This window comes from Mitsuaria sp. CC2 (assembly GCF_048957715.1).
Taxonomy (GTDB): domain Bacteria; phylum Pseudomonadota; class Gammaproteobacteria; order Burkholderiales; family Burkholderiaceae_C; genus Roseateles.
On the sequence record NZ_JARVXN010000013.1, the window covers coordinates 25,760 to 38,971 of the forward strand.

Sequence of the window (13,212 nt, forward strand, 5' to 3'; positions counted from 1 at the left end):
CGGGAGAGGGTTGGGGTGAGGGTCGTCGCCGCGCTGGAACTCAGTTCCGGATGATGTGGTCGAAGGCGCTGAGGGCCGCCTTCGCGCCGTCGCCGGCCGCGATGATGATCTGCTTGTACGGCACGGTGGTCGCGTCACCCGCGGCGAACACACCGGGCACCGACGTCTGGCCCTTCGCGTCGACGATGATCTCGCCGTGCTTGGACAGCTCGATCGTGCCGCGCAGCCACTCGGTGTTGGGCACCAGGCCGATCTGCACGAACACGCCCTCGACTTCGACGCGCCTGTTCTCGCCGGTGGCGCGATCCACGTAGTTCAGGCCGTCCAGCTTGCCCGCCGTGCCGGTGAACTCGCTTGTCTGCGCCTGCTTCAGGATGACGACATTGGGCAGGCTCTCCAGCTTCTTCACCAGCACCGCGTCGGCGCGCAGCTGATCGCCGAATTCCAGCAGCGTCACATGCGACACGATGCCCGCCAGGTCGATCGCCGCTTCGACGCCGGAGTTGCCGCCGCCGATCACCGCCACGCGCTTGCCCTTGAACAGCGGACCATCGCAATGCGGGCAGTAGGCCACGCCCTTGTTCTTGTATTCCTGCTCGCCGGGGACGTTGACGTTCCTCCAGCGCGCGCCGGTCGAGATGATCACCGTCTTGCTCTTCAGCGAGCCGCCGTTGGCCAGCTTCAGCTCGACCAGGCCGCCCGGCGTGGTCGCCGGGATCAGCGCTTCGCCGCGCTGCAGGTTCATGACGTCGACGCCGTAATCCTTGACGTGCGACTCCAGCGCCATCGAGAACTTCGGACCGTCGGTGGACAGCACGGAGATGTAGTTCTCGATCGCCAGCGTGTCGTTGACCTGACCGCCGAAGCGCTCGGCCGCGATGCCGGTGCGGATGCCCTTGCGAGCGGCATACACCGCCGCCGCCGCGCCGGCCGGGCCGCCGCCGACGATCAGCACGTCATAGGGATCCTTGGCGGACAGCTTGGCCGCGTCCTTCTCCGCCGCGCCGGTGTCCAGCTTGGCGGCGATCTCTTCCACGGTCATGCGGCCCGAGCCGAATTCCTGGCCGTTCAGGTAGATCGTGGGCACGGCCATGATCTCGCGGGCGTTGACCTCGTCCTGGAACAGCGCGCCGTCCACGACCACCGTCTTGACGCGCGGGTTCAGCACCGACATCAGCGACAGCGCCTGCACCACGTCCGGGCAGTTGTGGCAGGTCAGGGACATGTAGACCTCGAAGAGGTAGTCCCCGTCCAGGCCCTTGATCTGGTCGATGGTGGACTGCTCCACCTTCGGGGGATGGCCACCGGTCCACAGGAGGGCCAGCACCAGCGAGGTGAACTCATGGCCGAGCGGGATGGCGGCGAAGCGCAGGCTCTGTTCGGTGCCCGTGCGCTTCAGGCTGAACGACGGCTTGCGCGCGTCGTTGCCGTCCAGCTTCAGCGTGATCTTGTCGGACATCGCGGTGATGTCCTGCAGCAGCTGCTTGAGCTCTGCGGCGCTCTCGGAGTCGTTCAACGAAGCCTCGATCTCGAACGGCAGCGTGACCCGCTCCAGGTAGGCCTTGAGCTGCGCCTTCAGGTTGTCGTCCAACATCGTTGCTTCCTTCCAATTTTTCTTAAGCGACTTCGAGAACCGGCCTCCCTGTCAGATCGAAGGGGCGGCCAGACACACGCCCGCGGACCGGATCGGTCCACGCGCGGTGCAATGACAGTGAGGGGGAGAGGATCATCCTCATCCGGATCACCGGTCGGGGCGGAGGCCCTCCGAAGAGGGACGCTCCGGCTCCCGCGGGCGAGATCCTTAGATCTTGCCGACCAGGTCCAGCGACGGAGCGATGGTCTTTTCGCCTTCGTTCCACTTGGCCGGGCAGACCTGACCCGGGTTCTTGGCGACGTACTGGGCAGCCTTCAGCTTGCGCAGCGTTTCCTTGACGTCGCGGGCGATCGCGTTGTCATGCACTTCGAGGGTCTTGATGACGCCGTCCGGATTGATCACGAAGGTGCCGCGCAGGGCCAGGCCTTCTTCCGGGATGTGCACGCCGAAGGCGTTCGTCAGGGCGTGCGTCGGGTCGCCGACCAGCGGGAACTTGGCCTTGCCGACGGCCGGCGAGGTTTCGTGCCACACCTTGTGCGAGAAGTGCGTGTCGGTCGTGACGATGTAGACCTCGGTGCCCAGCTTCTGGAACTCGCCGTAGTTGTCGGCGGCGTCTTCGACTTCCGTCGGGCAGTTGAAGGTGAAGGCGGCCGGCATGAAGATCAGCACGGACCACTTGCCCTTGAGCGACTCTTCCGTGACCTCGATGAACTTGCCGTTGTGGAACGCTTGGGCCTTGAAGGGTTGGACTTGGGTGTTGATCAGGGACATTGCTTCGTTCTCGCTGTCTGGGGTTGATGGGATGGAAAGAATGATAGGGGCCTGGGGCTATCGGTGGGTTTGAATTCCCCAATGCAGCCTATTGGCTCAGCCTATTGAGATAGGCTATCAAAAATCGCTTGTGCGATAGCAAAAACGTCATAACGCTGTCAAACCATCGTCACCACGCCAGGCCGCACACCGCTCAGACCCACTCCAACGCCAGCAGTTCCTCAACCGTCTGGCGGCGGCGGATCAGTCGGTCCGCCGCGCCGTCGACCAGCACTTCGGCGATCAACGGTCGGCTGTTGTAGTTGCTGGACATGGAAGCGCCGTACGCGCCGGTGTCATGGATGACCAGCAGGTCGCCGACCTGAGCTTGCGGCAATTCCCGCGCCAGCACCACCCCGCCTTCGGCCTGGGTAAAGACGTCACCGGATTCGCAGAGCGGACCGGCCACCACCGTTTCCTGGATCGGGCGACGCTGGCCGTCCGTGGGGATCAGGCTCATTGCATGGAAGCTGCCGTACATCGCGGGACGCATCAACTCATTGAAGCCGGCGTCGACCAGCAGGAAGTGCTGCCGCCCCTGCGCCTTGACCGCACGGACCTCCGCCAGCAGCACGCCGGATTCCGCGACCAGGTAGCGACCCGGTTCGATCTCGAGGTCCAACGGATGGCCGACGACGTTCTCGGCCTCCTTGCGCGCGGCATCCCACAGGCTGAAGTAATGCGCCGTGTCGATGCGCTCGCCGCCCGCCTGATAGGGAATCGACAGGCCGCCACCGGCCGAGATCGCCAGCAGATCCTGGCCGCTGGCCTTGACCGTCCGGACGAGTTCGACCATGGCGCTGCCGACGCGGCCGAGATGCTCGTAATCGACGCCCGAGCCGATGTGCATGTGCAGTCCGATCAGCGTCAGCCCGCGGCGCGCGATGACGGCCAGGGCGTCCGTCAGCTGCTCGTGCCAGATGCCGTGCTTGCTGTGCTCGCCGCCGGTGTTGGTCTTGTTGCTGTGACCGTGGCCGAAGCCGGGATTCAGGCGGAGCCACACCGGGTGCCCGGGGGAGACCTCGCCGAGCTGCTCCAGCATGTCGATCGACCCGGCGTTCACCGGGACGCGGTGCTCCACGACCGTCTTGAGCGTGTCGCGATCCAGCAGGTCGGCGGTGAAGACGATGTCCGAATGCACCGCGTCCGCGCCGGTGCCGATGGTGAATCCGGCGGCGAAGGCGCGCAGCAGCTCGCCGCGCGACACCGCGTCGACCTTCACGCCCTGCTCGCACATCAGCCGCAGGATGTGCGTGTTGGAGCACGCCTTCTGGGCGAAACGGATCGTGTCAAAGCCGCGCAGCGCGGTGATGCGTTCGCGGATCACGGCGGCGTCGTACACCCAGAGCGGGGTGCCGTACTTCGCGGTGAGTGCTTGCAGTTGCTGTTCGCGGGCGGGGGTCAGGGCTTGCTGCATGTCGGGATCCTTCAGGGGATGGCGCGGATGCCCTCCGGGCGGGGACATCCTGGAACTGCCGCAAGCATCCACCGGACGCCGTATTCAATCAAATGCTTTGTTTTGCCGATTGAATTCAGTATTGATATGCGCTGATATGCTGTCGGGATGGCCCTCCCCATCACGCACCGCCACATCGAAGTCTTTCGCGCGGTCATGACTGCGGGCAGCGTGACCGGCGCCGCGGAACTGCTGTTCACCTCCCAGCCCACGGTCAGCCGGGAGCTCGCGCGGATGGAATCGCTGCTCGGCTACGCGCTGTTCGAGCGCACGGCCGGGCGGCTGCGCCCGACGGCGCGCGCGCTGGCCCTGTTCGATGAAGTCCAGCGCGCCTACCAGGGCCTGGACCAGGTCGTCGCCCGCGCCCAGTCGCTGGGGCGCGCCGAGGATGAGCGCCTGCGCGTCCTGACCCTCCCGGCGCTGGCGCACGCGCTGCTGCCGGACGCCAGCGCCGACTGGCTCGCCCGGCATCCGCAGGCGGAACTGACGCTGACGCCGCAGGAGTCGCCGCTGCTCGAGGAATGGATGGCTGCGCAGCGCTTCGACATCGGCCTCAGCGAGGTCCCCACCACCGTGCCCGGCACGCGCAGCGAAACGCTGGCCGAGCTCGACGAGGTCTGCGTGCTGCCCGCCGGTCATCGCCTGCTGGAACGACAGGTCCTGACCCCGCAGGACTTCGAGGGCGAACGCTTCGTCAGCCTGTCGGCCGAGGACCCCTATCGCCGCCAGTTCGACGCGATCTTTGCCAGTGCCGGCGTGCGGCGTCGTCCGCAGATGGAGACACACAGCGCGATCGCCGTGTGCGCGCTGGTTCAGAAAAACCTGGGCATCGCGCTCGTGAATCCGTTGACCGCGAGGGCCTGTGCCGGACCGGATCTGCACCTGCGTCCGTTCTCGGTATCGGTGCCGTTCCGCATCCAGGCGCTGTGGCCGCTGCACCGGGCCGCGCATGCGCTGACGCAGGACTTCATCGATGCGGTGAAACGTGCGCTCGCGCCCGCGATGGCGAGTCAGCACGGCGCCGGAAAAGCAAAACGGCGCTGACCGCGAGGCCAGCGCCGTTCGAGGGAGCGCAACGCGCTCAGGCGACCTTGGCTCAGGCCACCTTGATCGCCACCGGCGCCACGGTCGACAGGAAGCGCTCGCGGATCGAGCGCTCGATGCCGGCCGCATCCAGGCCGCACTGCGACATGAGCTTGCCCGGTTCGCCGTGTTCGACGTACTCGTCGGGCAGGCCGAGTTGCAGCACGGGCAGCGACAGGCCTTCGGCCTGCAGCGCTTCCAGCACGGCACTGCCGGCGCCGCCCATGACGCAACCGTCCTCGACGGTCACCAGCGCGTCGTGCGTGCGGGCCAGTTCCTTGACCAGCTCGACGTCCAGCGGCTTCACGAAACGCATGTTGGCCACGCTCGCGTCGAGCGCCTCCGCCGCCTTCAGCGCCGGATGCAGCAGCGTGCCGAAGGCGAGGATCGCCACCCGTGGTCCATGAGGCGCATGGGCCGCACCGCGGCCGCCGGTCGACGGCAGCGACGAGGTCCGGCGCATCTCGCCCTTGCCCCAGGGCAGCGCGACCATCTCCTTCTTGATCTCCGCGCCGACGCCTGCCCCGCGCGGATAACGGACCGTCACCGGGCCGTCGTGCATGTGGCCGGTGTAGAGGGCCTGGCGGCACTCGTTCTCGTCCGACGGCGTGATCACGCTCATGTTCGGAATGCAGCGCGTGAAGGCGATGTCGTAGTTGCCGGCATGCGTGGCGCCGTCGGCGCCGACCAGGCCCGCCCGGTCCAGCGCGAACAGCACCGGCAGGTTCTGCAGCGCCACGTCGTGGACCAGCTGGTCGTAGCCGCGCTGCAGGAAGGTCGAATAGATCGCCACCACCGGACGCAAGCCTTCGCAGGCCAGGCCGCCGGCGAAGGTCACCGCATGCTGCTCGGCGATGCCGACGTCGTAGTACCGCGTCGGGAAACGCTTGTGGAACTCGACCATGCCCGAGCCCTCGCGCATCGCCGGCGTGATGCCGACCAGCGTGGGATCGGCCTCGGCCATGTCGCACAGCCAGTCGCCGAACACCGTCGTGAAGGTCTTCTTCGCCGGCACGGTCGAGGGCTTGATGCCTTCGGCCGGGTTGAACGGCGTCGGGCCGTGGTACTTGACCGGGTCGGCTTCCGCCAGCTTGTAGCCCTGGCCCTTGCGCGTGACCAGGTGAAGGAACTGCGGGCCCTTCTTGTCGCGCAGGTTCTCCAGCGTCGGGATCAGTGCGTCCAGGTCGTGCCCGTCGATCGGGCCGACGTAGTTGAAGCCGAATTCCTCGAAGATGGTCCCGGGCACGAACATGCCCTTGGTGTGCTCCTCGAAGCGGCGGGCGAACTCGTACAGCGGCGTGTGCTTGAGCACCGACTTCGCGCCTTCGCGCGCCGCGGCGTAGAACTTGCCGCTCATGAGCCGGGTGAAATACTTGTTCAGCGCGCCCACCGGCGGGCTGATCGACATGTCGTTGTCGTTCAGGATCACCAGCACGTCGCCGAGCAGTCCGCCGTGGGCGACGCCGGCGTTGTTGAGCGCCTCGAAGGCCATGCCGGCGGTCATCGCGCCGTCGCCGATGATCGCGACCACGCGGCGCGACTCGCCCTTGATCCGGGCCGCCATCGCCATGCCGTGCGCGGCCGAGATCGAGGTGCTGGAGTGCGCGGTGCCGAAGGTGTCGTACTCGCTCTCGTCGCGGCGCGGGAAGCCCGAGATGCCGCCCTGCTGGCGCAGCGTCGCCATCGCGTCTCGGCGGCCGGTCAGGATCTTGTGCGGGTAGGTCTGGTGACCCACGTCCCACACCAGCCGGTCACGCGGCGTGTCGTAGACGTAATGCAGCGCGACCGTCATCTCCACGGTGCCCAGGTTCGACGACAGGTGGCCGCCGGTCTTGGACACGCTGTTGAGGATGTGCGCGCGGACCTCGTCCGCCAGCTGCGGCAGCTGGCCGCGCGACAGCCGGCGCACGTCCGCGGGGCTCTCGATGGTGGACAGCAGCGTCTGCGCGGTCGTCGCGTTCGTGGCGTTCGATGGGTTCTCGCTCATGGCGTCGCCTCTCCTTGTCGTCGCATCCCGACCGGATCCCTGCGGGATCCGAGCCGGATGTCAGTTGTCGCGCTCGACCACCTTGTCAGCCAGCAGGCTGAGCCAGGCGGTGTCGGCCAGGCCGCTGCCGGCCAGCGCCTGATGCGCCTCGTCCCGCAGGCGGAGCGCGTACGCGCGGGCGGGCTCCAGGCCCAGCACGCTGACGTAGGTCGGCTTGTTGTTGTCCTGATCCTTGCCGGCGGTCTTGCCCAGCACGTCGCTGTCCTGGGTCACGTCCAGGATGTCGTCGACGACCTGGAAGGCCAGGCCGATCGCGGCGCCGTAGCGGCTCAGCGAATCCCACGCCACCGGCGACAGCTCGCCGCAGGCCGCCCCCATCAGCACGCTGGCCTGCAGCAGCACGCCGGTCTTGCGACGGTGCATGTCGCGCAGCGACGCCTCGTCCAGCGGCTTGCCGATGCTGGCCAGGTCGATCGCCTGGCCGCCGGCCATGCCGTCATAGCCGCTCGCGCGCGCCAGCAGCCGGCACAGCCTGGCCTGCAGCGCGGGTTCCACGCCCACGTCCGGCGTCAGCACGTCGAAGGCCAGCGCCTGCATCGCATCGCCGGCCAGCATGGCCTGGGCCTCGCCGTACTGGACGTGCAGCGTGGGCTTGCCCCGGCGCAGCACGTCGTTGTCCATGCAAGGCATGTCGTCATGCGCCAGCGAATAGGCGTGGATCAACTCCACCGCGCAGGCCGCGCGCATCGCGGCCTCGCGCTGGCCGGCGGCGGCGTCGGCCGCGGCCAGCACCAGCAGCGGACGCAGGCGCTTGCCCGCCCCGAGGACGGCATACCGCATGGCCTCGCCCAGACCCGCCGGCGCCCCTTCGGGCACCCAGGCCTCGAGCGAGCGCTCGACATCGTCGAGCGATTGTTTCACCCAACGTTCGAAAATCCCTGCATCCACTTATTCATCTCCCCAAGCCTGCGCGCCGCCACCTTCAATGACCTGTACTTGTTGTTCGACGGCCTGAAGTCGCGCGCGGCAGTATTTGAGCAAGGCGGCCCCCCGCTGGTAGCTGGCGAGCAGCTGGTCCAGCGGCAGTTGGCCGGCCTCCATGGCCTGAACCAGACGTTCCAGTTCCTCGACCGCCAGCTCATAGCTCGCGGGCTCCTCCTGGATCGTGGATGGCGCCGACTTGGCGCTGGCGGAAGGCTTGCTCATTTCAAAACGCGAAAAGGCTGATTGTAAGCACCGTCACTCCCCCGTCCGCCTTCCGACCGTCGGGGGATGTGAGCGCGCCGCCACAGGCGTCAGCGGGTGTGTCGATCGTTCGGTAAAGCTTGACACCCACCGATTTCCCCTCCGGAGAAGGGCCGGGTACAATCACCGGTTCCTTTGCCCGCCGCCATGCCCTAAAAGGGGTCCGGCGGGTTTTTCATTCACGGTTGACATTGGAGTCTTGGAGACCCTCTTGGATCATGTCCGACCTGAGCATCCCTCTCAGCGCGCTTGAACGCAAAGGCCCGGGTAGCACTCCGGGTCACACTCCGGGTCACACCACGGGCAACGGCACAGCCGGCACCGCCCCCGGTCACCCCCAGCTGCCGGTCACCTCCTACTTCGACGAGGACCTGTTCCGCCGCGAACAGGAACTGATCTTCCAGCACGGCCCCCGCTACCTCGGCCACGCGCTCGCCGTGCCCGAGGTCGGCGACTACTACGCCCTGCCGCACGAAGGCGAGGGCCGCGCCCTCGTGCGCAGCGCGCAAGGCCTGGAACTGATCTCCAACGTCTGCCGCCACCGGCAGGCGGTGATGCTGCGCGGGCGCGGCAACACGCGGAGCAACATCGTCTGCCCGCTGCACCGCTGGACCTACGACCTGCGGGGCGAGCTGGTCGGCGCGCCCCACTTCAAGCAGGACCCCTGCCTGCACCTGAACCGCTACAAGATCCGCGAGTGGAACGGCCTGCTGTTCGAGGACAACGGCCGCGACATCGCCGCCGACCTGGCGGGTCTGGGCCCGCGCGGCGCGCTGGATTTCAGCGGCTACCAGCTCGACAAGGTCCACGTCCACGAGTGCGACTACAACTGGAAGACCTTCATCGAGGTCTATCTGGAGGATTACCACGTCGGCCCGTTCCACCCCGGTCTGGGCCACTTCGTCACCTGCGACGACCTGGCATGGGAATTCGGCCGGGACTACTCGGTGCAGACGGTGGGCGTGAACAAGGCGCTGGAGAAGCCGGGTTCCGAGGTCTACGCCAAGTGGCACGACCAGGTGCTGGGTTTCTCCGGCGGTCAGTCCCCGGACCAGGGCGCGATCTGGATGACGTACTACCCCAACATCATGGTGGAGTGGTACCCCAACGTGCTGGTGGTGTCGACGCTGTTCCCCAAGGGACCGCAGAAGACGACCAACATCGTCGAGTTCTATTACCCGGAAGAGGTCATCGCCTTCGAGCGCGACATGATCGACGCCCAGCAGGCCGCCTACATGGAGACCTGCGTGGAGGACGACGAGATCGCGCTGCGCATGGACGCGGGCCGCAAGGCGCTGATGGAGCGGGGCGACAACGAGGTCGGCCCGTACCAGACGCCGATGGAAGACGGCATGAAGCACTTCCACGAGTGGTACCGCGGATTGATGAAGCGCTGACACCCCGCCCACGCTGCACCGACAGGGCACCCACCGGGGTGCGCACAACGCCCCGCTCTTGCGGGGCGTTCGTTTTTGCGGCTCCCCGCGACAGGCCGGACCGACCTTCGGCGCGAGAATCGTCGCCATGTCTGCCCCCCTGCTGATGGTCCTGGCGACCCTGCTGTTCGCCACCATGGGTGTCTGCGTCAAGTTGGCTTCGGTCTACTACGGCGCGGGCGAGATCGTCATGTACCGCGGCCTGGTCGGCACGCTGTTCCTGTTCGCGCTCTCGCGGGCGAAGGGGCTGTCGCTGAAGACGTCCGTGCCGGCGATGCACTTCTGGCGCAGCCTGTCCGGGGTGATCGCGCTGTCGCTGTGGTTCTTCGCGATCAGCAAGCTGCCGCTGGCGACGGCGATGACGCTGAATTACATGTCCTCGGTGTGGATGGCGCTGTTCCTGATCGGCGGCGCAGTGCTGATGGGCGCGGCCAAGGTCGATCCGCGGCTGATCGTGACGGTGCTGCTGGGCTTCGTCGGCGTCGGACTGGTGCTGCAGCCGGCGATGGAGGACCAGCAGGTCTGGCACGCGCTGGCCGGACTGGCCTCCGGGATGCTGTCGGCCATGGCCTACCTGCAGGTGACCTCGCTGGGTCGCGCGGGGGAGCCGGAATTCCGCATCGTCTTCTACTTCTCGATGGGCGGCGTGGTCGCCGGGGCGCTGACGACGATCGTGTCGCACGGCGGCTGGCACGGCCACACCTGGACCGGCGCGGCGCTGCTGCTGGCCGTCGGCGTGCTGGCCACGGGAGCGCAGTTGCTGATGACGCGGGCCTACGGCACCGGCAAGCCGCTGGTGAACGCGTCGCTGCAGTACCTGGGCATCGTGTTCTCGGCGTTGTATGGTGTGCTGATCTTCGGTGACCTGCTGGGCCTGCTGTCGTGGATCGGCATCGCGCTGATCGTCGTCGCGGGCCTGGGGGCGACGCTGCTGCGCGCCCGGAACACGCCCAAGGACGCCCAGCATTCTGTCCAGGAATCTTGAACGGCCCTGACGACCCATGACGACTCCAGCGACACTCCGCGCGGTTTCTCCTTCGACGTCCTCCGGGGATGTCCCCGTTGGCACAGGTCTTGACGGCTTGATCACGGTCGAGCGATTGCAGGCGCTGATGCAGTCGTCGTCCCCGCCGCTGATCGTCGATGTCCGCTTCGATCTGGCCGACACCGCGGCCGGCGAGCGCGCCTATGCGGCCGGCCATGTCCCCGGCGCGTTCTATCTGCACCTGGATCGCGACCTCAGCGGACCGAAGCAGGACGCGTTCGGCGCGTTCCGCGGCCGTCATCCGCTGCCCGAGCGCGACGCCTTCGCCGCGCGTCTGCGCGAGCTCGGCATGACGCCGGGCCGGCAGCTCGTCGCCTACGACGCCGCCGACGGCATGTACGCGGCGCGCGTCTGGTGGATGCTGCGCTGGCTGGGCCACTCGCAGGTGGCGGTGCTGGACGGCGGATTCGCCGCCTGGCAACAGGCCGGCGGCGCGGTGTCCTCGGACGCGTCTTCCGCCGCCTCGGTGACGCCGGTTTCCGGCGCCACCCCCTCCTTCGAACCCGCAGAGCCGCTGGAAACGCCCTGGTCCGCCCAGGAACTGCTCGCCGGCCTCGGCCGGGTGCGCCTGATCGACGCCCGTGCCGGCGAGCGCTTCCGCGGCGAAGTCGAACCGTTGGACACCCAGGCCGGCCACATCCCGGGCGCGACGAACCGCTTCTTCAAGACCAACCTGACGCCGGAGGGCCGCTTCAAGCCCGCCGCCCAGTTGCGCGAGGAATTCCGCGCGCTGCTCGGCCCGCAGGGCGCGGAGGGCACGGTGCACCAATGCGGATCGGGCGTGACCGCCTGCCACAACCTGCTGGCGATGCACCACGCCGGGCTGACGGGCAGCCGGCTCTACCCCGGCTCCTGGAGCGAATGGAGTGCGAATCCGCGCCTGCCGCTCGCGAAAGGCTGAGCGAGGGGAGCGGGAGTGTGCGCGAGAGGGTGCGCAAAAGGCTGAACCGTCGGCTGACAAACGCTGACGCCGGCCCCAATTGACATTGCGCAAGGCGCGAGCACCATGAGAGGGTCAGACTGCGAAGGCAAGCCCTGACCCCGCCCTCCGTGGTGGGGATGGGGTCCACCCAGCCCAACCCCGTTCGCTCGAAGGAGGCTCGCCATGTTCCAGCGCATCCTGATCCCCACCGACGGTTCCGACATCACCGCCAAGGCGATCTCCACCGCCATCCAGCTGGCGAAGTTCCACAACGCCCGGCTGTTCGCGATCAGCGTGAAGGAACCCTTCCCCTACAGCGCCGTGTCGGAGATGCAGCCGACGCCGCCGCAGGAGTTCTTCGACGCCCAGGAGCGCATCGCGCAGGAGCGTCTGGCGCACGTGCTCTCGCTGGCGCGGGCGGAAGGCCTGGAGATCGAGGCGCACAGCGTGGAGGCGCTCCACCCCTGGGAGGCCATCATCGAACATGCCAAGCGCGTCAACGCCGACCTGCTGGTGATGGCCACGCATGGCCGCCGGGGGCTGCAGGCGCTGCTGCTCGGCAGCGAGACGCAGAAGGTGCTGTCGCACTGCGCCTTCCCGGTGCTGGTGGTGCACGGAGAAGGCGCGGCTCAATAGGCATGGCTCGACCGGCGGGGCCCGCCTTGGTGGGCCCGCCTCAGTGGGCGTGCTTGCCGCCCACGACGATCAGCACGAACACGATCCCCACGCCCAGCCACAGCAACTGCAACGCGGTGTCCTTCCACGGGAGCCGACGCTGCAGCTGCGGGATCAGGTCGGCGACCGAGACATAAACGAAGCTGCTCGACGCCGCCACCAGGAGGTAGGGAAACAGCTGCTGCCATGGCCCCACCACGTAATACCCCACCAGGCCGCCGATCACGGCCGCCATGCCCGAGATGGCATTGAAGAGCAGCGCCTTCTTGCGGGAGAACCCCGCGTTCAGCAGCACGATGTAGTCGCCAACCTCCTGCGGGATCTCATGCGCCACGATCGCCATCGCGGTGACCCAGCCCAGGTGATGATCCGCCAGGAAAGCCGCGGCGATGATGATCCCGTCACAGAAGTTGTGGATCGAATCCCCCACCAGCACCGACAAGCCACCCCGACCCGCCTGCTCCTGGTCGAAATGATGGTGGTGGTGATGCCCATCCCCCTCATGGTGATGGGTGTGCCGGTAAAGCTCGGCCTTCTCCAGCAGGAAGAAGAACATCAAGCCGCCCAGCAGCGCCAGGAACAGGTTGTGCGGATCCGCCCCGCTCTCGAACGCCTCCGGCAATACGTGCAGCAGCGCCGTCGACAGCAGCACGCCCGTCGACAGACTCACCAGATGCTTGACGATGCGGCTCAGCAAGCCGACCGTCAGCATCGCCGCAATCGTCACGGAGGCTAGTCCACCGGCGAATGTCACCAGCAGGATGTAGGTCAGGGTCATGGATAAAAAAGGCGCACCACTGAGGGTGCGCCGGTTGGGTTCCCAAAATTGTCTCAGACTCGTCAAGCCCCCGCTTTGGAAGGCTCTGGGATCACTGCGTGAGGGTGAGCGCGGGCTCAGGTAAGACTTCGAGAAGCCAAGCGCGGGCTCTCCACGAGGCATGAGGGCTCCCTCCTGGACC

The 13,212-nt window shown here is 67.3% G+C and carries 12 protein-coding genes; 5 read left to right on the forward strand and 7 right to left on the reverse strand.

The genetic code is table 11. The features are described from left to right. Positions 1–40: 40 nt before the first annotated feature. The 3 genes from ahpF to lysA form a co-directional block, all read right to left on the reverse strand. On the reverse strand, positions 41–1,594 hold the full coding sequence (ahpF, locus tag PV762_RS07820) for an alkyl hydroperoxide reductase subunit F (RefSeq protein ID WP_421034474.1): 1,554 nt from the start codon (positions 1,592–1,594) through the stop codon (positions 41–43). 207 nt (positions 1,595–1,801) lie between these two features. Continuing rightward, positions 1,802–2,365: an alkyl hydroperoxide reductase subunit C gene (gene ahpC / locus PV762_RS07825; RefSeq protein WP_421034475.1), complete on the reverse strand. Its 564-nt coding sequence runs from the start codon at positions 2,363–2,365 to the stop codon at positions 1,802–1,804. Positions 2,366–2,558: 193 nt separating this feature from the next. Then, on the reverse strand, positions 2,559–3,821 hold the full coding sequence (gene lysA, locus PV762_RS07830) for a diaminopimelate decarboxylase (RefSeq protein ID WP_421034476.1): 1,263 nt from the start codon (positions 3,819–3,821) through the stop codon (positions 2,559–2,561). A gap of 147 nt (positions 3,822–3,968) precedes the next feature. Between lysA and PV762_RS07835 the strand changes: the two genes are divergently transcribed. Further along, positions 3,969–4,904, forward strand: coding sequence for a LysR family transcriptional regulator (locus tag PV762_RS07835; RefSeq protein WP_421034477.1), 936 nt, complete (start codon positions 3,969–3,971; stop codon positions 4,902–4,904). A 52-nt stretch (positions 4,905–4,956) separates the two neighbouring features. Here the strand turns inward: PV762_RS07835 and dxs are convergent, their stop codons facing one another. Genes dxs through xseB form a run of 3 tightly spaced genes read right to left on the reverse strand, consistent with a single transcriptional unit; the run spans position 4,957 to position 8,136 of the window. Beyond that, a complete protein-coding gene (gene dxs, locus PV762_RS07840; protein WP_421034478.1) occupies positions 4,957–6,930 on the reverse strand; it encodes a 1-deoxy-D-xylulose-5-phosphate synthase in 1,974 nt (657 codons plus the stop codon). 60 nt (positions 6,931–6,990) lie between these two features. Then, the gene (locus tag PV762_RS07845; RefSeq protein ID WP_421034479.1) at positions 6,991–7,851 is read right to left on the reverse strand and encodes a polyprenyl synthetase family protein; all 861 of its coding nucleotides are present in this window, start codon (positions 7,849–7,851) and stop codon (positions 6,991–6,993) included. Between the two features lie 27 nt (positions 7,852–7,878). Next, positions 7,879–8,136, reverse strand: a complete 258-nt coding sequence (gene xseB / locus PV762_RS07850) for an exodeoxyribonuclease VII small subunit (RefSeq protein WP_421034480.1) — start codon at positions 8,134–8,136, stop codon at positions 7,879–7,881. Positions 8,137–8,393: 257 nt separating this feature from the next. Between xseB and PV762_RS07855 the strand changes: the two genes are divergently transcribed. The 4 genes from PV762_RS07855 to PV762_RS07870 all read left to right on the forward strand — a co-directional run bounded on the left by PV762_RS07855 (position 8,394) and on the right by PV762_RS07870 (position 12,214). Then, complete coding sequence (locus PV762_RS07855; protein WP_421034481.1) at positions 8,394–9,572, forward strand: aromatic ring-hydroxylating oxygenase subunit alpha; 1,179 nt, start codon at positions 8,394–8,396, stop codon at positions 9,570–9,572. A 127-nt stretch (positions 9,573–9,699) separates the two neighbouring features. Further along, positions 9,700–10,596 (forward strand): DMT family transporter, encoded by an 897-nt coding sequence (locus PV762_RS07860; RefSeq protein WP_421034482.1) that lies wholly within the window; start codon positions 9,700–9,702, stop codon positions 10,594–10,596. 16 nt (positions 10,597–10,612) lie between these two features. Continuing rightward, positions 10,613–11,557 carry a sulfurtransferase gene (locus PV762_RS07865; protein WP_421034483.1) on the forward strand — a complete coding sequence of 315 codons (945 nt, stop codon included), beginning with the start codon at positions 10,613–10,615 and terminating at the stop codon, positions 11,555–11,557. A 204-nt stretch (positions 11,558–11,761) separates the two neighbouring features. Next, positions 11,762–12,214, forward strand: a complete 453-nt coding sequence (locus PV762_RS07870) for a universal stress protein (RefSeq protein ID WP_421034484.1) — start codon at positions 11,762–11,764, stop codon at positions 12,212–12,214. Positions 12,215–12,254: 40 nt separating this feature from the next. Here the strand turns inward: PV762_RS07870 and PV762_RS07875 are convergent, their stop codons facing one another. Beyond that, positions 12,255–13,031 carry a ZIP family metal transporter gene (locus PV762_RS07875; protein WP_421034485.1) on the reverse strand — a complete coding sequence of 259 codons (777 nt, stop codon included), beginning with the start codon at positions 13,029–13,031 and terminating at the stop codon, positions 12,255–12,257. Between the last annotated feature and the right edge of the window lie 181 nt (positions 13,032–13,212).